General features: G+C 66.5%; 18 protein-coding genes. 8 read left to right on the top strand and 10 right to left on the bottom strand.

Annotated features, from left to right (window positions below; translation table 11 throughout):
- Positions 1-15 precede the first annotated feature (15 nt).
- From F6X42_RS21700 to F6X42_RS21685, 4 genes are all read left to right on the top strand, one after another.
- Complete coding sequence (locus F6X42_RS21700; protein WP_187636162.1) at positions 16-1,239, top strand: efflux RND transporter periplasmic adaptor subunit; 1,224 nt, start codon at positions 16-18, stop codon at positions 1,237-1,239.
- Positions 1,239-2,744, top strand: coding sequence for an efflux transporter outer membrane subunit (locus F6X42_RS21695; RefSeq protein WP_187636161.1), 1,506 nt, complete (start codon positions 1,239-1,241; stop codon positions 2,742-2,744). Before F6X42_RS21700 ends, F6X42_RS21695 begins: the two co-directional genes overlap by 1 nt.
- Before the next feature lie 147 nt (positions 2,745-2,891).
- The gene (locus tag F6X42_RS21690) at positions 2,892-3,578 is read left to right on the top strand and encodes a heavy metal response regulator transcription factor (protein ID WP_018424874.1); all 687 of its coding nucleotides are present in this window, start codon (positions 2,892-2,894) and stop codon (positions 3,576-3,578) included.
- Positions 3,575-5,053: a heavy metal sensor histidine kinase gene (locus tag F6X42_RS21685; RefSeq protein ID WP_187636160.1), complete on the top strand. Its 1,479-nt coding sequence runs from the start codon at positions 3,575-3,577 to the stop codon at positions 5,051-5,053. The genes F6X42_RS21690 and F6X42_RS21685 overlap by 4 nt, the downstream gene beginning before the upstream one ends.
- Here F6X42_RS21685 and dinB read toward each other — a convergent pair.
- The 4 genes from dinB to F6X42_RS21665 all read right to left on the bottom strand — a co-directional run bounded on the left by dinB (position 5,020) and on the right by F6X42_RS21665 (position 8,232).
- Positions 5,020-6,186: a DNA polymerase IV gene (gene dinB, locus F6X42_RS21680; protein WP_187636159.1), complete on the bottom strand. Its 1,167-nt coding sequence runs from the start codon at positions 6,184-6,186 to the stop codon at positions 5,020-5,022. The two genes, F6X42_RS21685 and dinB, sit on opposite strands and share 34 nt — an antisense overlap.
- Positions 6,187-6,346: 160 nt before the next feature.
- Positions 6,347-6,928 carry a YceI family protein gene (locus F6X42_RS21675; RefSeq protein ID WP_187636158.1) on the bottom strand — a complete coding sequence of 194 codons (582 nt, stop codon included), beginning with the start codon at positions 6,926-6,928 and terminating at the stop codon, positions 6,347-6,349.
- 48 nt (positions 6,929-6,976) lie between these two features.
- The gene (locus tag F6X42_RS21670) at positions 6,977-7,552 is read right to left on the bottom strand and encodes a YceI family protein (protein WP_187636157.1); all 576 of its coding nucleotides are present in this window, start codon (positions 7,550-7,552) and stop codon (positions 6,977-6,979) included.
- A gap of 116 nt (positions 7,553-7,668) precedes the next feature.
- Entirely contained in the window at positions 7,669-8,232 is a 564-nt protein-coding gene (locus tag F6X42_RS21665) for a cytochrome b (protein WP_187636156.1), read from the bottom strand.
- A gap of 305 nt (positions 8,233-8,537) precedes the next feature.
- Here F6X42_RS21665 and F6X42_RS21660 point away from each other — a divergent pair, with 305 nt between their 5' ends.
- Positions 8,538-9,788: an arsenic transporter gene (locus F6X42_RS21660; RefSeq protein ID WP_187636155.1), complete on the top strand. Its 1,251-nt coding sequence runs from the start codon at positions 8,538-8,540 to the stop codon at positions 9,786-9,788.
- Here F6X42_RS21660 and F6X42_RS21655 read toward each other — a convergent pair.
- Together F6X42_RS21655 and F6X42_RS21650 are read right to left on the bottom strand one after the other, a co-directional pair.
- Entirely contained in the window at positions 9,777-10,058 is a 282-nt protein-coding gene (locus tag F6X42_RS21655) for a hypothetical protein (protein WP_187636154.1), read from the bottom strand. The genes F6X42_RS21660 and F6X42_RS21655 overlap by 12 nt on opposite strands.
- Before the next feature lie 207 nt (positions 10,059-10,265).
- Complete coding sequence (locus F6X42_RS21650; RefSeq protein ID WP_246530167.1) at positions 10,266-10,487, bottom strand: hypothetical protein; 222 nt, start codon at positions 10,485-10,487, stop codon at positions 10,266-10,268.
- 248 nt (positions 10,488-10,735) lie between these two features.
- On the opposite strand from F6X42_RS21650, the gene F6X42_RS21645 reads away from it, so the two are divergent.
- From F6X42_RS21645 to F6X42_RS21635, 3 genes are read left to right on the top strand one after another with little or no spacing between them, the layout of a single operon-like run.
- On the top strand, positions 10,736-11,029 hold the full coding sequence (locus tag F6X42_RS21645) for an EF-hand domain-containing protein (protein ID WP_187636153.1): 294 nt from the start codon (positions 10,736-10,738) through the stop codon (positions 11,027-11,029).
- Positions 11,030-11,056: 27 nt separating this feature from the next.
- A complete protein-coding gene (locus tag F6X42_RS21640; RefSeq protein WP_187636152.1) occupies positions 11,057-11,770 on the top strand; it encodes a response regulator in 714 nt (237 codons plus the stop codon).
- Positions 11,767-13,140 (top strand): ATP-binding protein, encoded by a 1,374-nt coding sequence (locus F6X42_RS21635; RefSeq protein WP_187636151.1) that lies wholly within the window; start codon positions 11,767-11,769, stop codon positions 13,138-13,140. The genes F6X42_RS21640 and F6X42_RS21635 overlap by 4 nt, the downstream gene beginning before the upstream one ends.
- Before the next feature lie 43 nt (positions 13,141-13,183).
- Here F6X42_RS21635 and F6X42_RS21630 read toward each other — a convergent pair whose 3' ends face one another.
- The 4 genes from F6X42_RS21630 to bcsZ all read right to left on the bottom strand — a co-directional run bounded on the left by F6X42_RS21630 (position 13,184) and on the right by bcsZ (position 22,560).
- Positions 13,184-13,450 carry a hypothetical protein gene (locus tag F6X42_RS21630; RefSeq protein ID WP_187636150.1) on the bottom strand — a complete coding sequence of 89 codons (267 nt, stop codon included), beginning with the start codon at positions 13,448-13,450 and terminating at the stop codon, positions 13,184-13,186.
- A 245-nt stretch (positions 13,451-13,695) separates the two neighbouring features.
- Positions 13,696-16,368, bottom strand: coding sequence for a response regulator (locus F6X42_RS21625; protein WP_187636149.1), 2,673 nt, complete (start codon positions 16,366-16,368; stop codon positions 13,696-13,698).
- 346 nt (positions 16,369-16,714) lie between these two features.
- The gene (locus F6X42_RS21620) at positions 16,715-21,382 is read right to left on the bottom strand and encodes a cellulose synthase subunit BcsC-related outer membrane protein (protein WP_187636148.1); all 4,668 of its coding nucleotides are present in this window, start codon (positions 21,380-21,382) and stop codon (positions 16,715-16,717) included.
- Positions 21,373-22,560, bottom strand: a complete 1,188-nt coding sequence (gene bcsZ, locus F6X42_RS21615; protein ID WP_187636242.1) for a cellulose synthase complex periplasmic endoglucanase BcsZ — start codon at positions 22,558-22,560, stop codon at positions 21,373-21,375. The genes F6X42_RS21620 and bcsZ overlap by 10 nt, the downstream gene beginning before the upstream one ends.
- Positions 22,561-22,562: the final 2 nt, after the last annotated feature.

The following is a 22,562-nucleotide window of genomic DNA, read 5'->3' as shown; positions in this document are numbered from 1 at the left end:
CGATGGTTGACTGAGATGACCGAAAAAACTCATGCATCGCTAGCGATCCCCACGCGTGAAACCGAAGAGGGAGAGCACCTGCTGCCGCCGCGCCATCGCGAATGGAAGCGCGCGAAGTTCGTGGTCGTGATCGTGTTCGTGCTGCTCGTGGTGGGCGCGCTGCGCACCGTGATCGCGAACGTGCTGCAAAACCGTGAAGTCGCGGCGATCGCGCAGCAGAACGCCACGCAGTACGTGAACGTCGTCACGCCGACGCAAACAGACGGCGGCGACGACACGCTGCTGCCGGGCACGTTGCGCGGCTATGTCGAGTCGCCGATCTATGCGCGCGCGACCGGCTATCTGCTGCACTGGCACGCCGATATCGGCATGCACGTGAAGCAGGGGCAACTGCTCGCCGAGCTCGACACGCCGGAAATCGATCAGGAACTCGCGCAGGCTCTCGCGCAGCGTCAGCAGATCAATTCGAGCCTCGCGCTCGCGAAGAGCTCGCTGGAGCGCTGGCAGCAGTTGCGCCAGCGCGATGCGGTGTCGCAGCAGGAGCTCGACGAACGGCAAAGCACCTACACCCAGGACCTCGCGAATCTCGCGGCCGCCGATGCGAACGTCAGGCGGCTGCAGCAGCTCGAATCGTTCAAACGGATCGTCGCGCCGTTTACCGGCGTGGTCACGCAGCGCAACGTCGACGTCGGTGATCTGATCGACGCGGGCAGCGGCACGAGCCGGGCCCTGTTCGCGCTCGCGCAGTCGGACCCGTTGCGCGTCTACGTGCAGTTGCCGCAGGCGTACGCGCAGAACGTCAAGGTCGGGCAGAAGGTCGTCGTGACGCAGGCCGAACTGCCGGGCCAGCAGTTCAACGGCACGATCACGCACATGTCGGGCGCGATCGACGTGCCCACGCGTTCGTTGCAGATCGAGGTGACGCTGCCGAATCCGGACGACAAGCTGCGCCCGGGTGCCTATGTACAGGTCGCGGTGCCGGCCACCGCGCATGCGCGCCTCATGGTGCCCGGCAACGCGCTGCTGTTTCGCGCGGAAGGGCCGCGCCTCGCGGTCGTCGATGCGAAAGGCAACGTCAGCTTGCACAAGGTCGTGATCGCGGTGGACCTCGGACAGCAGCTCGAAATCGAAAGCGGTATCACGCCGACCGATCGCATCATCATCAATCCGAGCGACTCGATCGCCGATGGCGATCACGTGCAGGTGCAGCCGCAGAAGAACGGCAAGGGGGCGTCGTGATGTTCGCGGCTTCACGCCGGGCGCGCACGCGCGGCTCCGCGTTCACCGCGCTGAGCGCTGTCGCCGGCGCGGCGTTGCTCGCCGCGTGCACGGTCGGCCCGGACTATCAGCGGCCGCAGGCCGAGGTGCCGTCCGAATGGCACACCGATTCGTTCTGGCGCGTCGCGGCGCCGTCGCATGCGCCGCTCGCGCCGGACTGGTGGACGGGCTTCGCCGACCCGACGCTCGCGAGACTCGAAACCCAGGCGCTCGCGCAGAACCAGACGCTCGCCGCGGCGAGCGCGCACTACGAGCAGGCCAAGGCGACGCTCGCGAATGTCAGCGCGCAGCGCGTGCCGGAAGTCAATTTCTCCGCACAGGCCTCGCGCTTTCGCATTTCGCACGACCGGCCGCTGACGAACTACGCGACGCCGACCGAATCGACGGTGCAGAACAACATTCAGCTCGGGCCGACGATCAGCTACGACACCGATCTGTTCGGCCGCATCCGTCGTCAGGTGGAAGGCGCGCAGGCGTCGGCCGAGCAGTCGGCGGACGATCTCGCGAACGCGCGCCTCGTGCTGACGACCGACCTCGCCACCGACTACTTCTCGCTGCGTGAGTTCGACAACGAGATCGACGTGCTGAACCAGTCGGTCAAGCTGCAGCAGAAAGCGCTCGACTACGTGAACACCGAGCACGATCTCGGCGCGGTCTCGGGCCTCGACGTGCTGCAGCAGAAATCGCAGCTCGATTCGACGCGCGTGCAGGCGCAACTGCTGCTGAATCAGCGCGCGCAATACGAGCATGCGATCGCCGCGCTGGTCGGCGTGCCGGCCCCGCAGTTCGCGATCGAGCCCAAGGTGCTCGACATCAAGCCACCGACGGTGCCGCTCGGCGTGCCGAGCGACGTGTTGGAACGGCGGCCCGACGTCGCGTCGGCGGAACGCGCGATGGCGGCGGCGAACGCGCAGATCGGCGTGGCCAAGGCCGCGTTCTTCCCGAGTCTCACGCTGACGCCGGGCATCGGCTGGGAGAGCACCGAGTTCGCCAATCTGCTGAGCGCGCCGACGCTGATGTGGACGCTCGGCGCGACGGTCGGTCAGGTGATCTTCGACGGCGGGCGGCGCGCGGCCAACGTCAAGTACGCGAGCGAGGGCTATCAGGCGACCGAGGCGAATTATCGGCAGACCGTGCTGAGCGCGTTCCAGCAGGTGCAGGACGGCATCACCGGACTGTCGGTGCTCGACGGCGCGGCGAAGCAGTCGCGCGAGGCGGTCGAGGATGCGCGGCGACTGCTGTCGCTCGCGAACGATCGCTATTCGGGCGGTCTCGTCGCGTATCTGAACGTGATCGACGCGCAGGAGTCGCTGCTGACCAGCGAGCGCACGGATGTGCAGATTCGCGGCCAGCAGTTGACGCTGTCGGTGGCGCTCGTGAAGGCGCTCGGCGGCGGCTGGGATGGCGGCGCGCAAGCCGGCGCGCTGGCCGCCCAGCAACAAGACGCGCCGGCTCCTGCACGCTGAATCGCCCACGGCGGAGCTTCCATGCCGATGCAGTGGGATCGGCGCGGAGAATCAGGGGCGTTCGTATAATGCAAAGTTGGACAGCCACTAGTGGCATGGGACCGGAGTAAGTGCTAAAGCACTAACTCCGGTCGACAGAGGATGCGGATGAAATTGCTGATCGTTGAAGACGAGCACAAGGTGGTGGACTACCTGCGCTCCGGTCTGACAGAGCAGGGCTGGGTCGTCGACGTCGCGCTCGACGGCGAGGAAGGCATGCATCTGGCCACCGAATTCGATTACGACGTGATCGTCCTCGACGTGATGCTGCCCAAGCGCGACGGCTTCAGCGTGCTGAAGGCGCTGCGCATGCGCAAGTCGACGCCGGTCATCATGCTGACCGCGCGCGATCACGTGAACGATCGCGTGCGCGGCCTGCGCGAAGGCGCCGACGACTACCTGACCAAACCCTTCTCGTTCCTCGAACTCGTCGAGCGTCTGCATGCGCTCGCGCGCCGCACGCGTTCGCAGGAGTCCACGCTGATTTCCGTCGGCGACCTGTTCGTTGATCTGATCGGCCGCCGCGCGACGCGCGACGGCGTGCGCCTCGACCTGACCGCGAAAGAGTTTCAACTGCTCAGCGTGCTCGCGCGCCGTCAGGGCGACATTCTGTCGAAGACCGCGATTACCGAACTCGTGTGGGACGTCAATTTCGACAGCCACACGAACGTCGTCGAAACCGCGATCAAGCGGCTGCGCGCGAAGCTCGACGGCCCGTTCCCGTCGAAGCTGCTGCACACGGTGCGCGGCATGGGCTACGTGCTCGAAGTGCGCGAAGAGGCCGAGACATCATGAACCGTTCGATTGCCCGCCGTCTTGCGTCGATGTTCGCGCTGGTCGCGCTGTTCGTGTTTACGCTCGTCGGCACGGGGCTCTTTCTGGTGCTGCGCACCCAGCTCGAACATCATCTGCGCGAGTCGCTCGACGATCGCACGCAGATCGCGCGCATCATCGTCTATCACGCGGTGACACCCGAAAAATGGCGGACGTGCCGCGAAAAACTCACCGACATGACGCCGCACGACAGCAGCACCGTGTACTCGGTGACGAGCGCGGACCCGAGCTATCACTTCGGCACGCCGGTGCAGGGCACCGTCACGAAGAGCTGGTCGGGGGGCTATGCGCGCATCGCGCCGGCGGGCGGCGGCCCCGACATGCTGACCTCGACGGTGACCTTGCCCGCCAATGCCGCCCGGCCGCCGGTGCAGTTGCAGGTCGCGGCGAGCTATTCACCGAACCTGCGCACGATGCGCGTGTTCGGCTCGGCGCTCGCGGCGCTGTCCGCGCTCGGCAGCCTCGCGGTGCTGCTGCTCAGCTACTCGGTCACGCGCATCGGCCTCGCGCCGCTCACGCGTCTAACGCGCGACGCGTCGGCGGTCAGTCCGAACAACCGCTCGCAGCGGCTCAATACCGCGTCGCTGCCGCTCGAACTGAACGACCTCGCGAACTCGTTCAACGGCGCGCTCGAACGGCTCGATGGCGCCTACGGCCGGCTCGAATCGTTCAACGCGGACGTCGCGCATGAACTGCGCACGCCGGTCACGATCCTGATCGGCCAGACCGAGGTCGCGCTGACGCGCAACCGCTCGGTCGACGATCTGCGCCATACGCTGCAATCGAATCTCGAAGAATTCGAGCGGATGCGCACGATCATCAACGACATGCTGTTCCTCGCGCGTGCCGATCAGGGCGAGCGCGCGACGGGGCTCATCGAGGTGTCGCTCGCGGCGGAAGTCGCGCATACGCTCGAGTTTCTGGAGATTCCACTCGAAGAAGCGCGCGTGCATGCGCGGTTGCACGGCGATGCGGTCGCGCGCGTGAATCGCTCGCTGTTCGGCCGCGCGTGCACGAACCTGCTGATGAACGCGATCCAGCATTGCGAGCCCGGCGCGTCGATCAGCGTGACGATCGCGCGCGGGGAAGGACCGATGCGCGACCAGGTGCGCGTCGCCGTGGCGAATCCGGGCGAGCCGATCGCGCCAGACATCCTCGAACACCTGTTCGACCGTTTCTATCGCGCGGAAGTCTCGCGCACCAATAGCCGCGAAAACCACGGGCTCGGGCTCGCGATCGTGAAGGCGATCGCGGAGATGCATCGCGGCACCGTATCCGCGCACAGCGCGAACGGCGTCAACACGTTCTCGTTTTCGGTGGCGGCATCGGTGATGTCAACGTCGGGCGACGTGCCGGCCACTCGCGCGAATGCGACTGCGACCGGAGTCGCCGCCGATACCGCCTATTCGCCGCTCGCGAAAGGCAAGTCGACCTGAACCGGCAGGCGCGGCTTGAGCGCCTGTTCGCTCGCCGATGTCAGCGTGCTGATGCGCACGCCCAACAGCCGCAGCTTGCGGTCCAACTGCACGCGTCGCAAACATTCGGTCGCCGCGCGGCGGATTTCGGTCGCGTCGGCGGTCGGTTGGTCGAGCGTCAGGTCGCGCGTGACGGTGCGGAAATCGTCGTAGCGCAGCTTGATGCCGATCGTGCGGCCCACGTAGCCCTTGCGCACGAGATCGTCGGCGACGCGTACGCACAACCCCGTAAACGCGCTCGATAACGCCGGCCGATCGTGCCGCGGATGCAGATCGCGCTCGAACGTGGTCTCGCGGCTGATCGACTTCGGCTCCGATTCGACCACCACGGGCCGCTCGTCGTGACCCTGCGCGATCTCCATCAGCCAGCTGGAATAGCTGCGCCCGAAGTTGTCCTGCAACAACCCGGCGTCGGCGGCGGCCAAGTCTCCGACCGTCGCGAGGCCGAGCGTGGTCAGCTTCCCGGCGGCCTTCGGGCCGATGCCGTTGACCTTGCGCACCGGCAGCGGCCACACGCGCAGCGGTATGTCGGCGGACGTGAGGATCGTCAGGCCGTCGGGCTTGTCGAGCTCGGAACCGATCTTCGCGAGCAGCTTGTTCGGCGCGATGCAGATCGAGCACGTGAGCCCGGTGGCCTGACGAACAGCCTCCTTGATGCGCCGCCCGAGGTCGGCCGGTTCGCCCGGCTGATCGGTGAGGTCGATATAGATCTCGTCGATGCCGCGATCCTCGATGCGGTCCGTGAACGTCCTGACAGCCGCCTTGAAGAGGCGAGAGTAGTGGCGGTATGAATCGAAGTCGGTCGGCAGCAGGATCGCGTCGGGCGCGAGTGCGGCGGCCTTCATCATGCCCATCGCCGAAAACACGCCGAGCGCGCGCGCTTCGTAGGTCGACGTGGTCACGACGCCGCGCCCCGCGTAATCGCGCAGCCTCGCGAAGCGCTTGCTGCCGTCTTCGAGCACCTCTGGCGCGCTGTTGCGGCCGCCTCCGATCACCACCGCGCGGCCGCGCAGCTCCGGATAGCGCAGCAGCTCGACGGACGCGTAAAACGCGTCCATATCGAGGTGCGCAATGCGGCGGGGCGGCGAATTCATGGGGGGCAGCGGGCGATGGCAATAAACGGGAGCTGTGAAGGCGCGCGTTGCGATGGCGCCAGCCCGTCATGGTACCTTGCCGCGCCCGCTGCCGGTCAGGGCCGCCGCGGCGGCCCGCGATCCAGTAGTTCGCCGCCCGGCCGTGCCGGGCGCGATGCGGTTACTGCTTGACGCCTTCGGCCTGGATATGCAGCGTGGTCTTCATGTTGAAGCCATACGCCTTGCCGAAATCGATGCCGAAATCGTCGCGGTTGAACGTCGCGACCGATTCGGTGCCGCACACTTCGCGCTTCAGCATCGGGTGCTGGATGCACTTGAACGATTCGATCTTCAGGTTGACCGGCTTCGTGACGCCGTGCAGCGTCAGCGTGCCGATCACTTCGACCGGCTTGTCGCCGTCGAAGCGGATCTTCGTGCCCTTGTAGGTCGCGGTCGGGAACTTCGCGGTGTCGAAGAACTTGTCGCCGACCAGTTCCTCGTTGAGCTTGTCGTTGCCGATGCCGACCGAGCTCAGGTCGATCGTCGCCTCGACCGTGCCGGTCTTCGCCGCGCGATCGAGCACGACGGTGCCGCTGCTTTTCTGGAACTTGCCGCGCCAGATCGACAGGCCGCCGAAGTGGTCGGTCTCGAAGCTCGGCGACGTGTGCGTCGGATCGAGCAGGTAGGTTTCGGTGGCGGCCATCGCGTTGAACGATAAGGCAGCGGCGAGCGCGCCGGTGGCGAGCAGGAAGGATTGCTTCAAGTTGGACTCCAGAGGTCGAAGGGTAAAGCGGTGCTGCGGCGTGGTGATTTATTTCTTCGCCGCGACCAGATGAAATTTGATGACGACTTCGTCAGCGACCACCGACGTGTCTTTCCATTCGCCAGTGCCGACATCGAACTGCGTGCGCTTGATCGGCAGCGAGCCGTCGAAGGTTTGCGTGGTGCCCTGGCTCGCGATCACGACCGGCACGACGACCGTTTGCGATTTGCCCTTGATCGTCAGCTTGCCGGTCACTTTGTACTGGTTGCCGCCGGCCGGCGCGATCGAGCTCGACACGAAGGTCGCGCTCGGGAAGGCGCCGCTGTCGAACCATTCCTTGCCTTGCGCCTGCTTGTTGTAGTCGTCGGCGCCGAGGTCGTAGCTGGCGGTGTCGATCGACACGTTCGCGCTGCCCGCGGCCGGCTTCGTCGGATCGAAATTCAGTTGCGCGGAGAACTTCCTGAACTTGCCGTCGACGGGCACGTTCATTTGTTTGGTCGTCGCGCTGACGCTGCTTTTCGCGAGGTCGACGTCGGCGTGCGCGAGGTTCGCGCCGAACAGCGCAAGCGCCGTGAAAGACGCGAGCGTCGCGCGATGAGCGGAATGATAAAAGGGTGTCTTCATGATGGTACGCATGCTATCCGAGCTTCGCGGCCTGATTGCACACCGCGAGGAATTTGATTGCCAACAAGTCGTAGCCAATCGGTGACGGCTATGGCTTTCCTGAAGTTGTCATGTCGTTATGCCTCGGTCTTCAGAAACGGCACCATGCGCGCGAGCAATCCGTCGCGATCGACGAACTGATGCTTGAGCGCGGCGAGCACATGCATGATCACGAGCGCGAGCAGCGTGTAGTTGAGCAGTCCGTGCACCGTGCGCAGCGCGGCCTTCAGCGCCTGATCGGGACCGATGATCGTCGGCAGCGGCACGATGCCCAGATACACGACCTGAATGCCGGCGGCCGAGCTGTAGAGGTAGCCGGACAGCGGAATCGCGAGCATCAGCAGATACAGCAGGCCGTGCACCAGATGCGCGGCGGCCTTCTGCCATGCGGGCGTCGCGGCATCGAGCGCGGGCGCGCGGTGTGTCGTGCGCCACAGCACGCGCAGCAGCGCGAGTGCGAACACGGTCACGCCGATCCATTTATGCCACGAGAAGTACTTGAGCTTCGTCGGCGTGAAGCCGGGGATATCGGTCATGATCCAGCCGATATAGAAGCCGCAGATCATCAGCGCGGCGATCAGCCAGTGCAGCGCGATCGAGCCGCCGTGGTAGCGCGTGGGACCGGAAGCGTGTGTTTGCATCGTGTTCTATCCGTTGCTCGCGAGAGAGGCCGCGTGAGAATGCGGATAGTAGGGATGCCAATTCAAACTGAATAGGCGGGTGCGCGGGAACAGATCGTTGTCGCGGTGACGCTAATCGTAACGAAAGACATGCGTGACGAATTGCGTGCGCATTGAAAGATACGCGCATGACGGCACGCTCACCGCTCGCTCACCGCTACGTACCGGTCGCCGTAGTACCGGTGTGGTAACTTGTTGCCCCGAACAATAAGAGTGCCCGCGCTTTTGCGCAGCCACCGAGATAACCCGTTATCCAGGCTCAAGCCGTGAATTCCGTTTTTCTTTCCTGGAGTATTGCCGCGCTCGCCACTACCGGTGTGATCACGCGGCCGTTCAAATGGCCCGAAGCGGTGTGGGCCGTCGCCGGCGCGGTGCTGCTCGTCGCGCTCGGCCTGTTGCCTTTGCATCTCGCGATCGAAGCGATCGGCAAGGGCACCGACGTTTATCTGTTTCTGTTCGGCATGATGCTGCTATCCGAAGTCGGCCGCCGCGAAGGGCTGTTCGACTGGGTCGCGGTGCTCGCGGTCAATCATGCGCGCAGTTCGCCGCGCAAGCTATTCATACTCGTGTATCTGTTCGGCGTTGTGATCACCGCGTTTCTTTCCAACGACGCAACCGCCGTCGTACTGACGCCCGCCGTGTTCGCGGCAGCGAAGAAAGCGAAGACACCGCCGCTGCCGCTGCTGTTCGTCTGCGCGTTCGTCGCCAATGCGGCGAGCTTCGTGCTGCCGATTTCGAATCCGGCCAACATCGTGCTGTACGGTAATCACACGCCGCCGCTGGGACCCTGGATGTTGCGCTTCACGCTGCCGTCGGTGCTGTCGATCGCCGCGACCTTCGTGATGCTGCGCTGGACGCAACGCGAGGCGCTCGCGGGCGTCTGCGACGCGAATCTCGATGCGGTCGAACTGCCGGCGAGCGGGCGCGTCGCGCTCGCGGGCATCGCGGTGACGGCCGGCGCGCTGCTGACAGTCTCCGCATACGACATCCAGCTCGGCCTGCCCACCGCGATCCTCGGCACGCTGACCGCGCTCGTCGTGCTGATCAAGGAGCGCAGATCGCCGCTGCCGATGATCCGCGAAATTTCGTGGAACGTGTTGCCGCTCGTCGCCGGGCTGTTCGTGCTCGTCGAGATGCTCGATCACACCGGCGTGATCAACATGTTCGCGGGCGAACTGCGGCGTGCGACCGAACACAACGAAATGGCCGCGGCCGGGTGGGCCGGCGCGAGCATCGCGTTCCTCAGCAATCTGATCAACAACCTGCCGGCCGGCTTAATCGCGAGTTCGACCGTGATGCAGGCGCATAGCCCCGAGCGCGTGATCGACGCGCTGCTGATCGGCGTGGACCTCGGGCCAAACCTGTCGATCACCGGCTCACTCGCGACGATTCTGTGGCTCAACGCGATTCGCCGCGAAGGCGAAGACGTCAGCTTCATAAAATTCCTGAAGGTCGGCGCGCTGGTGATGGTGCCCGCGCTCGTGCTGGCGCTCGGGGCACGGATTCTAACTGGCTGAACGGGCGCCTGGCCCATATGTCATCCGCGCGGGCGTGCCGGAAGAGCCGACGCGCGTCGCGCCGGTGAGCGGGTCCAGTCGCGCGCCGACCGAGCGCAGCCTCGCTTCGAGCAGCGCGATGCGCTCGCGTTGCGCGGGCACCATCGACAAACGGTTCAGCGCATGCAGCCGACGATGCCAGTACGACAGCGGAAAACGGTCGCGCGCTGAAAGTGCGTTGAAAACGACCTCGAGGTGGGCAATTTCCTGGTCGATATGTTGGTAACTCATTGCACAGTCCGGGAAAAGAAGGGTGGAAATGGGCGCGCGAACCTAAAAAAACGGCAGCAAGCTTCGTTCCATCCCGCCTATATATAGTCAATATCAGCCTTGACGGTGCAAAGCGTTACATCGTGCGCGGGCGAGACGCGGTGCGCGATGGCAAGAAGCGGCAAAATCCCCGCAAGATTTACGCGCGGCACCCCGCGTGCCGCGCAGTCAACGCCGCGCGGCGACGATGGTCGCGGCGGCCACTGGAATGGCGGTTGGCGGTGCCGACACATACATCGGATTGATCGGCACCGGGTAGTGGACCGGCCGTGGCGGCGGCGCGTAGATCACGGTGGTCGGCAGATACACGACGACTCTCGAGTAGGCGGCGGAAGAACAGGCAAGACCGATAGCGGTGAAAGTCGAGGCGCAGGCGAGACGGATGGTCATTTGGGACTCCTGATACGTGGAATGCCGACGGACGGCAGACGGAACGATAAGCAGCAGGTCCGCAAAACGGAACCGCAAACTGATTTCATTCGGTGTCACGCTGCAGCAGCACCCGGCGCCGTGACATGATTCGACATGATTGTTGAATTGCGATCGCGCGCCGTCTGGCCAAGAATTCGGCCTGTCATCGAAACGGATCGCGGCACTCAGGCAGGCGACGCTCGATGATTCAACCGAAGGAGTCAGTCATGAAGAAGTTGCTCGCCACCGTGCTGCTGTGCTGCGCGTCTACCGTCACGTTCGCCCAGGCGGCCGCGCCGCAAGGTATCAGCCAGCAGCGGATGGAGCGCATCGAGCAGCAGTTGCAAACGCGCTTTTCAAACGCGAACACCACGCACGACGGCAAGCTCACCCGCGACCAGGCGGCGTCCGGCATGCCGATGCTCGCGCGTCATTTTGACGAGATCGACACGCAGAAGGCCGGCTACATCACGCTGCCGCAGATCGAGGCATTCATGCAGGAACGCGGGTCCGCCCACTGAGCGGCGCGGATATCGAGGAGCTTTCGGATGGAACGCCCCGCCAGGATCATCGTGCTCGACGACGAAGCCGAGTTGCGCAACATGCTGCTGCGCTTTCTGCGCGGTCACGGCTTCGACGTGCGCGCGGCCGAGGACGGCAAGCGTCTGAATCGCTATCTGGAGCGCGAGCCGTTCGATCTGCTGATACTCGATCTGATGATCGGCGAGGAGGACGGCCTCGAGATCTGCGCGAAGCTGCGCGCGCAAGGGCAGACCTTGCCGATCCTGATGCTGACCGCGAAGGGTGATCCGCTCGATCGCGTGACGGGCCTCGAAACCGGCGCCGACGACTACCTCGCGAAGCCGTTTCTGCCGCGCGAGCTGGTTGCGCGAATCAACGCGCTGCTGCGCCGCCAGAAGATGGCCGCGGGCGATGTCACGGTGACTTCGCAGCGCGTGCGTTTCGGCGATTTCACGCTCGATGTCGGCAAGCAGCAGCTATCACGCGCGGGCGAGCCGCTCGAGATTCATTCCGCGCAGATGCTGTTGCTGGTTGCGCTCGCGTCGTCGCCGAATCGCGCGGTAAGCCGCGACAACCTGATCGCGCGAGCGCGAGGGCGCGACCATGAAGCGCTCGATCGCAGCATCGACGTGCAGGTGCTGCGCTTGAGGCAGATCGTCGAGGACGATCCGTCGAAGCCGCGTTTCATTCGTACCGTCTGGGGTGTCGGCTATATGCTCGTCGCCGACGTCGAATCATGATGCGCTCGCTGTCGCGCACGCTGCTGCCGCGCACGCTGCTCGCGCGCAACATCGCGCTGTTGATCGCGCTCGTGATGCTGAGCCAGATCTGCTCGATCGTCGTGCTGCTGCATTACGTGCAGCGGCCGCGCGTCGAGCGCGCGGCGGCCGTGTTCGCGACCTACGTGATCACGCTCGACAACCTGCTGGCGGCGACGCCGCCCGCCTCGCGCACGGCGCTGAGCGCGCGTCTCGACGCGCGCGAGCAGTTGCCGCCCGAAGCGACCGACACGCCGACGTACGATGTGTGGCGCGCGTATCGCACCTATCAGCGCGGCGTCTTTCTCGACAGCCTGCAGAAGCACCTGCCTGCCGATATGCCCGTGCGGTGGCAGACCGAGGGTGCGCAGCGGCTGTGGATTCGCATGCATGCGCCGGCTGCCGGCTCCGGCAACACCGCGGGTACCGCAGCGAGCGCGCCATACTGGATCGCGCTGCCGATGCCCGAGGACGCGCAGGGCAGCGGTCTCGAAGCGGCGATCTTTCTATCGTTGGGTCTCGGCGTGCTCGCCGCGCTCGCCGGCTACGCGATCCAGCTGCATCTGAACGAACCGTTGCACGAGCTCACGCAAGCTGCCCGCCGCGTCAGCGCCGGCGACTTGCCCTCGCCATTGCCGACCGACGGCCCCGCCGAAATCGCCGCCGTGGGCAGTGCTTTCAATCAGATGACGCGTGCGTTACAGGACGCCGAATCGACGCGCGCGCTGATGCTCGCGGGCATCTCGCACGACATCCGCACGCCGTTGACGAAGCTGCGCCTGTCGATGGCCATGGCGATGCCGCAGGGGGCCGACAGCAGCTTCGTGATCGCCGCCGAATCGTATCTGGATCAGATCGAGACGATCCTGCAGCAGTTCATGGATTACGCGGGTAGCGGCGAGCGCGAGGAAGCCCAGCCGGGTGATCTGAACGCGCTGATCGAACGGCTCGCCGGCGACTTCGCGGGGCTCGGGCACGAGTTCGAACTGTCGCTGGCCAGCTTGCCGGCCGTTCGATATCGGCCGATCAGCATGATGCGGCTCCTGATGAACCTGATGCAGAACGCGATCGTCTATGGCGGCAGCGGGCTTGCGGTGCGCACGTGGGCGACGCAAGACGCGGTCACGGTCGCGGTCGGCGATCGCGGCAAAGCTTTGACCGCGCAGGAGTTGGAAAAGCTGAAGGCGCCGTTCCAGCGCGGCGGCAATGCGCGTGCGCACGGGGGCGGCACGGGGCTGGGGCTGTCGATCGTCGAGCGGATCGCGCGGCTGCACGGCGGCGGCCTGCAGTTTCATGCGCGCGACGGCGGCGGCCTCGAAGTGTGGGTCGTCTTGCCGGCCAAGGCGGCGTAAGCGCAAAACGGCGTGGCGGCGCGGCGGCGTGGCGTGTTGCCGCTCACTCCCGATCGAGCCACGCGTCGAGCCCGACGCGAAACGCGACGCCAGCGATCACCGGCACCGTCAGCATCAGGATGATGCCGAAGTTCGGGATCTCGTCGCCGTACATGATCGGGTTGTACAGCACGACGCCCGCCACGATCGAGAACATCGCCACGCCAATGGCGACCATCAGCAGATTGCGCACGGACAGCGACAGCGTTTTGCGCTTCGCCTTGTGCTTCGTGTCGTGAGCGCCGGGGACTTCGTCGTGTTGGGCAGGCATGATGGTTCTCGTGGCAAAAATGCGGCACCGGAAGCGATCGCGGTGGGCGCCGCGCTCGGCATCATACCCGCGCGCGGCTCATGCGGATCGAGCCGCGCCGTTGCGGGTACTCATCCTTACCAACAATATAAGCCATTCCAGGTCGCGATTTCGGGCCTCGGCTTTTGGCTCCGCCGGGGGCGCCGAGTTCGCGCAAGACGCCGCCGAAGCAAGCATGCCAGCGCTCAGGCGATACGCGCTCGGGGTTACGACGACGCCGCCGCCTCCGTATGGTCGAGCCATTGCGCGAGCTCGAGTCGTAGCTGGGCGATATCGAGTGGCTTGCCGAGTAGCCGCGCACCCGGGATCGGCGCCCCGATCTCCGCGCTGCGACCGTAGCCCGACACCAGCAGCACGCGTATTTCCGGCTGGACGCGCCGTACCGCGCGGGCGAGTTCGTCGCCAGACATGCCGGGCAGCGTGAGGTCCGTCAACAGCACGTCGTAGTGTTCGGTGTTCGCGAGCGGCAGCGCTGTTTCCGCGCTCGCGACGGCGGTGCACGCGAGGCCTAGCGCGCCGAGCAGTTCGCCGAGCGCCTCGCGCGATTCGGTGTCGTCCTCGACGAACAGCACGCGCGCGGCTGCGCGGGCCACGCGCGGCTGGCTCTGCTTTTGCGGCTTGTTCTTCGGCTCTTTTCTCAACGCTTGCCGCGGCGCCTTCGGGTTCGTAGCGCCATGCGTGTTCGCGCTGTCGTACGCGGCGGGCGGCACGCACGCGGCGATACCCGCTTCGCGCATCCCGGCCGCATGGTCCGCGCGCGCGGCGCCCGCGCGCAGAACGTTGCGCACCATACGGGCAAGCTCGTCGCGCCGGTAGGGCTTCGACAGTAGTGTGATACCCGTGTCGAGCTTGCCGTGGTGGACGATTTCGTCGCGTGTATAGCCCGATGTGAACAGCGTAGGCAGCGGCGGCGTGCGCGCGGCCGCGCGTTGCGCGAGTTCGACGCTCTTCAGCTTGCCGGGCATCACGACGTCGGTGAACAGCAGATCGATCGGTACGTCGCTGTCGATGAACTCGAGCGCCGCGTCGCCGTTCGACGCGGTCAGCACCTTGTAGCCGAGCTGCGCGAGCATTTCGACCGCGGTCAGCCGCACGTCGGCATCGTCCTCGACGACGAGTATCGTCTCGCCGCCGCCCACCGACGCCGCGGTGCCGTCGACGGTCTCCGGCGTCTCCGCCTCGCAGCAGCGCGGAAAGAACAGCGACACCGCGGTGCCGTGTCCCACTTCGCTTTCTATCGACACATGCCCGCCGCTTTGCCGCGCGAAGCCGAACACCATGGAGAGGCCAAGGCCGGTGCCGTGGCCGTCGGGCTTGGTCGTGAAGAACGGCTCGAACACGCGTTGCAGCACGTCGGGCGGCATGCCCGAACCGGTGTCGGTAACCGAAAACTCCACGTATGCGCCCGGTGACAGCTCCGGCTTGTCCCGGCAGAAAGCGGCGTCGAGCAGGCGGTTGGTCGCGCGCACGGTGAGCACGCCGTCGGCGCGCATCGCGTCGCGCGCATTGATCGCGAGATTGAGCAGCGCGTTTTCGAGCTGATTGCGGTCGACCTGCACGTTCCACAAGTCGTCGCTGAGCACCGTGTCGATCCGCACCGTTTCGCCGAGCGCGCGGTGCAGCATCTCGCTCATGCCGGTCAGCAGGCGGCGCGGATTCAGCACCGTCGGCGACAGCGGCTGACGCCGCGCGAACGCGAGCAGATGAGCGGCGAGCTTCGCGCCGCGTTTGACCGCATCGGTCGCGGCGGATAGACGCCGCCGCGTGACTGGGTCGGCGGCGGCGTCGGCGGCGAGCATCTGCAGATTGCCGTTGATCACCTGCAGCACGTTGTTGAAGTCGTGCGCGACGCCGCCCGTCAGGCTGCCGATCGCTTCCATCTTCTGCGCCTGGCGCAGTTGTTCCTCCGCGAGCGCACGCGCCGCGATCGAATCGGCGACGCGCTGTTCAAGTGTTTCGGTTAGCTGAAGAAGTTGCTGTTCGGCGATCTTGCGCTCGTGAATATCGATCAGCACGCACGGAAAGCGTGTCGGCTCACCGTGTTCGTCGAACTGGCAGCGGCCGTTCGCCTGCACCCACATATAGCTGCCGTCCGGCCGCCGGATTCGATACTCCGCGCGATACGGCTCGCCGCTGCGGATTGCTTCGGCAGTCAGGCGGTCGTTGAGCGCCTGGTCGTCGGGATGGATCATCTGCGTCGCGGCATCGCGCGCGACGCCCTTCGACGCTTTGTCGCGCGCAACCAGGAAGGTGCGCGCGAACCGTTCGTCGCCGCTGACCTCGCCCGTGCGCAGATCGAGCACCCAGGTGCCGAGCACGGCGCCAGTGTTCAGCGCGAGCTGCAAGCGTTGGTTGGTCTCGTGCAGCTCGGCTTCGGCTTGCTGGCGCAGGCGCTCGGTCAGCACGCGCCCGGTGGTCTCGACAACCATCGCGAGCACGCCGGCCGGCGCGCCGCTGTCGCCCGCGACCGGGCTGTAGTACAGATCCATCCACACGTCTTCCGGCTTGCCGTCGCGCAGCAGCATCAGCGCCTTGTCGCGATACGACAGCGTGCCGCCCGCGAGGCAGGTGACCATGACCTGATGGTTGAAATCGGCGACTTCGGGCCAGCCGTCTTCGACCGGACGGCCGAGCAGATACGGATGCCGGCCGCCCGCGAAAACCGCATACGCGTCGTTGTAGATCATGTAGCCGGGCTCGCCCCACAACAGGACGAGCGGCACCGGCGAGGCGAGCATCAACTGGACCGTCGAGGTCAGACTGCGCTGCCAGTTTTCAATCGGGCCGAGGCTGGTCGCGCGCCAGTCGAATTCGCTGATGCGTCGCGCCATCTCGCCGCGCCAGCCGGCGCAGCCGTAGTCTTGTGCCGGAAAGGGCATGCCGCGCTCCACCTGAAATTACGTCGAAAGTGGTTGGCTCTTGACCGGGTTTCGAGGGCTTCGCGCGCGTCGCGCGGCCTTGCGAAACTGCAATTATTGTAGGGCACAACGTTGTCTCGTTGATCCCTCGTAGGGGCTATTCGGGACGGGGATTGGCCAATAAGCCTGTCCGAAAACGGACCGGTTTGCGAAGTGCTTGAATGCAAGCGCAACATTTACCGCGACGCGCGTTTGCTGCGCGGCGAAAGCGGAAGAAGCGCCCGCATTTCCGAAGTGAGGAACGCGAAAGCCCGAGGCTTGCGGCTTCTGAAGCGCAAGCCTCGGGCTGACCCATTGAGCGCATCCGTCAGTTGGACAACGACAGATACTGCGACGTCACCGGCACCGGCGGGAACGGCTGCAAGCCGGTCTGCTTGTTGAAGCTGTAGCGCACGTAGACCGCCGCGAGCCACTCGCGATATTGATAAGCGTTGCCGAGCGATGCGGTCGCCCCGACCGCGAGTTGCGGCGCGAGCTGATATTCGCCGACCCCGCTGATCGAATACGACACGCCGGTCTTGCTCTGGCCCGGGTAGACCGCGACCAGACCGTTGCCGAGGGTTTGCGCGGCGGCCGCCGCGTCGCCTTGCCGCGTCGAGCCGTCGCTCAGCGGGAAGTAGTTCGACGCATCCTCGCGATAGTGCTGCACGCCGATCGAACCCTTCACGTCATACGTAAAGAGGCCCGCGCGGCCCGACCATTCGACCGGCAGATTCAGGATCACGTACTGTTGCGGACTGAAGTAGCCGCCTTGGCCGTACGTGAAGTACGACAGATTGCGGTTGTAGCCCATGATCGTCGTGTTCACGCCAACCGTCAGCATCTGGTCGGCGTCTTTCAGCAGACGCGTGTAGACGCCGCCGCCACCCTTGACCGCGTTGTTGCTCGGCACGTTGGTGCCCATGTAGTGCTGATACGACGCGTTCACGTACAGGCCGCTCGTGCCGTCGTCCCACGTGAGGCTGGCGAGCGCGCCGTTCGACGTAACGCCGCCCCATTCGAGGCCAGAGGCCGCATCGCGCGCGCCCGCATAGGACAGCAGGCTGTCCGTCACCGCGCGGCGGGCGACCGCGATCGAGTACGAGACCTTGTCGGTGATGCCACCGTTGTATTGCGCGCCGCCGACGATGTTGGTCTCGCGGAAGCCGATCGGCGTCACGCCGATATCGCCGCTGATGCTGCGGCTGTCGTAGCCGACCGACAGGCCCACGCCACTCGCGGTCTGGCTACCGTAGTTGTTGTTGCCGGCAACCGCAGCCGATTCCGACGACGCGGTCGAAAGCCCCGCGCCGAAGCGCGCGAGCGTCGACGTGCTGTTCGAAGCGGTGCCTGCATCGAGCGTGACCGGGGTCGCGGTCACGACCACGTGACCGTTGCCCGCCTTGATGCGCCCCTGGATCGGCGCCTCGATGTCGGTCAGCGACGACAGGCCGTCCTCGCCCACGCGATTGCGAAAAATCAGGCCGCCCGACACGGTGCTCGACTGCTCGCGATTGACCTGCGCAAGCTCTTCGGCGACGCCGAGCGTCTGCGCGTTCGCGACGTTCGATTGCGGGTTGTGTTGCGCGTTGCTGCCGGGTGGGTAGTACGGCTGAGCGTAGCCGGCCGGCGGCTGCGGAATGTACGGCTGTTGCGCGTAGTAGCCCTGGTTCGGGTAGGGCTGCTGTTGATACGGCTGCTGCGGGGAGTACGGCTGATACGGCTGCGCATAGCCCTGCTGCTGCGGATAGGGCGGCGGCTGCTGGCCGTAGACTGGCGCGGGTTGGCTGGTTTTGGCCGGGTTTTTCTTAGTGCTCTTTTTCGTGCTCGCGCGTGTCGATCCGTACGGCAGCGACGGCGTCGACGCGGCGTTGGCCTGCGCTTCGCGTGCGGCCGGCGACATCGGCCACGGCGTCGCCGCATAGCCGTCCTGTGCGCCATAGGGCTGCTGTTCGTACGCCGGCTGCCCGTACGCCGGTTGCCCGTATGCCGGCTGCCCGTATGCCGGTTGCTGCCCGTACGGCTGCGGCTGCGCGTAACCCGCGTTGTACTGCTGCTGAGGCATCGGCTGCACTGGCGCCTGGCCTTGCCCCGGATAAGGCTGCAATGGCGCGCCCGACTGGCTCGACCCATAGGATTCCTGTCCGTAGCCGCCGAGCCCGGCGGCGGAGCGGGGCGCTCCGTACGGTGCGGCGACGGGCGCGGGCTGCGCGGCAGGCGCGCTAGAAGGCGCAACATACGGCGCGACATACGGCGCGGGCTGAGGAGGCGGCGGATAGTTCGGCACGGTCTGCGTCGTCGAGGAAGACTGCGTATTCAGGAACGGAAGCGCGGGACGCGCGGCATTGTCGGCGTCGCCCGAACGGACGATCGCCGTTTTGCCTTCGAAGGGATTGGTGCCCGGCAGCGGCGTCGCGCCGATCTGGCTCATCGCCGTTTCCCAGCCGCGCGGCACGTTGGTGCCCGCGTTGCGGGGCGCGTTCGCTGCCAGCGGCGTATTGGCCGCGACCAGCGAGCGTTGTAGATAGGTCGACGCGAGCGACAGCTTGCCCTCGGCGCGATACATGCGGCCCACGGTGGCGAGCACGCCCGGATCGTTGGGCGCGAGTGCGAGCGCCTGGGTCGCGAGCGTTTCGGCATAGCTGTACTGCTTCGCGCCGGCGGCGGCCGAGATCGCCGCCTGCAGCAGGTTCCGATCGTCGGGGCGGCGCTGCAGCGCGACGCGGTAGCTCGTGAGCGCGCTGCGATCGTCGCCCGCGCTCGCATACAGACGGCCGAGCGCGGCCTGCAGGTCGGGGTTGTCGGGCATCGCGGCGAGCCACGGGGCGATCACGTCGTAGGCGCTCGCGAGATCGCCGCGCTGGCGTACCGCATCGGCCTGTCGGATCACGATGCCGAGATTCAGGTCGTTGAAGTCGGCGCGCTGCTGCGGCGTCAGTTGCATGCCCTGCAACTGTCGCATCACGGTGCCGAGCTCGGCCTGCTGGTTGGCCGCGGACAGAATGCCCGCGTATTGCAGCAGCAGATCGGGGTTGCCGGGCGCCGCGCTCATCGCGCCGCGCACGAGGCCGAGCGCGCGGGTCGGGTCGCCGGCCTGCTGGTACGCGCCGGCGATCACGCCGATCAGTTCGGGGTTGTTGCCGGCCACTTGTTCGGCGGCGCGCAACGCCGCGATGGCCTGCTGCGTCTGACCGTTCTTCGCCATGCGCGTCGCGAGGTCGGCCTGCTGATGCACCCACAGACGATGCTGCAACGCCGTCATCGCGTCGGTGCGCTGCGCGGGCGCAACGCGGTCGAGCTGCGCGAGACCGGTCGACCAGTCCTGCGTTTCCGCCGACAGCAGCGCGCTCGCGTAGAGCGCATCGGTCATGTCCGGGTGCGAGGCGAGCAGGCCGTCCATCATGCTGCGCGCGTTCGCGAGCGCGCCCTGGCGCACGTAGATGCGCGCGAGGTCGAGCCGCAGCCACGGATCGTCGGGCTTGTTGAGCAGCGCGTCCTCGAACAGGCTGCGCGCGGTGCCGAGATCACCGCGCGCTTCGGCGGCGCGCGCCTGCGCCGCCTGCGCGTCGCCGCGCAAACGGTCGATGCCGCCGACCTTCGCCCGCTGCTCCGCGTTCAGCTGATTGGCGAACTGCAGCGCCTCGTCGGCGCGTCCCTGCGCGGCGAGCGCGCCGACGAGCCCGCGAATCGCGTCGGGGTTGTCGGCCTGGCGGCGCAGCGCCATCCGGTACGCCTGCTCGGCGCCGGCCGGGTCGCCGTTGGCGAGCAGCATTTCGCCGAGCAGCACCTGCGCGGTCACGTCCGACGGATTCAGCGCGATCGCGCGCTCGAACAGCGACTTCGCCTTCGCGAACTCGCCGTTGCTGCGCGCGCCGATCGCGTCGCTCGTATAGGTCCAGTAGGTCGCGCTGTCGAGCGCGGTTTTCCAGCGTGCCGGATTGGAACCGCGCGAGGCTCGGTCGAGGTAAGTGCGCGCCTCGGCGAAATGCTCCTGCTTCAGCGCGGCGATGCCCATGCCGCCGAGCGCGTCGCTATCGTTAGGACTGTTTGCGAGCACCGACGAGAACCTGGCGCGCGCGGTCACGATGTCGCCGCGGTCGAGCGCGGCGAAGCCGTCGGCGATCACGCGGCCGCGCGCGTCGGCCGCGGCGTTTTGCTGCGCGCGGTCGCGCGCCGCGCTGTCCTGCTGCACCATCGATTCGAAGCGTGCCTTCACGGCGGCATCGTCCCCGGTGGTTTGGAAGTACGACTCGTACAGCGCGGCGTCGGAGGGCCGCGCGTCGAGCCATAGCAGCGCCTGGCGCCAGCTCTTTTTCGCCGCCGCGCCGACCGAACTGTCGCCCGCGAGCTTTTGTAGCCGCGCGATACCGTCGCGCCGCGTCACGTCGCGATAGGTCAGATGCTGCGCGGACGCGAGCGCGTAACGCGGGTCGTTCGGATTGTCGTGCGCGAGCTGTTCGAGGCCGCGGCGCGCTTCGTCCCAGCCTTGCGGCGTCGCTGATAGCGCCTGGTAGTACTCGAGCTGCAACTCGGGCGTGGCGGGCTTGCCGGTCAGCGCGCGCTGATACTCCTGCACCGCGCTCGCGCTCTGGCCGGCTTGCGCGAGCCGGCGCGCGTCGTTGATCGTCTGGTCGCGCGGACTCGATTGGCCGAGGCGGCGGCCGAGCTCATCGAGATTCGGATAGTTCGGCGCGGCCGCCTTCAACCGCGCGAGGTACTGCTGCGCGCTCGCGCCGTCCTTGCGATCGGCGAGCACCATGCCCATGCCGAAGAGCGCGTCGGGCTGCTTCGGATCGATGCTGAGCACCTTCTGCCAGGCTTGCTCGGCGAGGTCGCCACGCTGATGCGACTGCCAGTACTTGCCCTGGTCGATCAGCACGCTCAGCGGATCTTTGGTCGCCTGGGCAAGCGCATCGGGCGCGGCCGCGGCCACGCAGAAGACGGCGCCGACGGCCAGCGCGATGCGCAGCGACACGGCGAGCGCGTTCAATCGCATGCAGTCCTCCAGGCGGGCACGAGACGGCCGGCTTCATCGAAGCGGTAGCGGCCATCGATGAACCCCGAGCCGAACAGACCCAGCACACGATCGTAGTAAACCGGTTCGCGGCCCGGCACGCTCGCGTCGAGCGCGGCGAGCCGCGTGCGCGCGAGGCCGAGGCCATGCTCGTCGCCGAGCGCCTTGAAGTATGGCGCGAGCGCGCCCCAGTAGCTGAGCGGGCCTTCGCCGCTCGACGCGCCAGTGGTCGACGACACCTTCTCCGGCGGGAAGCCGTTTTGCGCGACCTTCGCGCGCATGCCGCCGAGCGCGCCGAGCCACGGCTTCGCGAGCGGATCGGCGGGCGACGCAAGGCCGGCCCACAGATAGACGCGGATCGCGTCGTAGCTGCCGACGTCGCCGTTGTTCGGATCGACGACGAACTGGCCGTTCTGCCACGCCGCCCAGTCGGGCGCGAAGCCATGCGGCGAGACGGTCTTGACGAACTGCAAGGCGTTGTCGGCGAGCTTGGCCCATGGGCCGTCCGGCACCTCGTGCGCGAGCGCGCGCAGCACCGGCAGCGGCAGATAGCTCGGATTCAGACGCGTGACGTTGCCGTTCCTGAAACCCTGCGCGCCCGGCAGCAGCATCGGCCCGAGGCCGGGCAGGCTGACGACTTCGTCGTGCGCGATGCGCTCGGCGAGCGCCTGACCGAGCCGCGTGTAGGCGGGGTTGCGCCACAGGCGGCCGGCCTGCAGCAGATCGTAGGCAATCCACAGATCGGAATCCGACGCCGAATTCGGATCGAGCACGCCGTAGGAACCGTCCGGCTTCCTGCCCCATTGCCATGCCGGCAGCCGCACGTTCTGCGCGTCGAACTGGTTGCCCGCGAGATTCGCGCGGGTCCAGCCGAGCAGCTTGTCGAAGCTCGCGCGGTCGTTGGCGACCAGGGCGAAAAAGAGCGCGTAAGACTGGCCTTCCGAGGTGGTCTGCTGGGCCGGCGTCGAATCATCGATCACGCGGCCGTCGGCCTGCACGAAGCGCTCGACGAAACTGCGCCAGGCGCTCCAGTCGCCGCATGCGGGGCCGTTCTGCGCGGCCTGAGCGGCGCCGCTCAAACCCGCAAGACTCGCCGACGCCACCATGCCGATACCGAGCGCCAGCGCAAAAGAGGTTCTTCTGTTGATCCGAAACCGCATAC

Source organism: Paraburkholderia podalyriae, from assembly GCF_014397785.1.
Classification (GTDB): Bacteria; Pseudomonadota; Gammaproteobacteria; order Burkholderiales; family Burkholderiaceae; genus Paraburkholderia; species Paraburkholderia podalyriae.
This window is presented reverse-complemented; position numbering and strand designations above follow the sequence as displayed.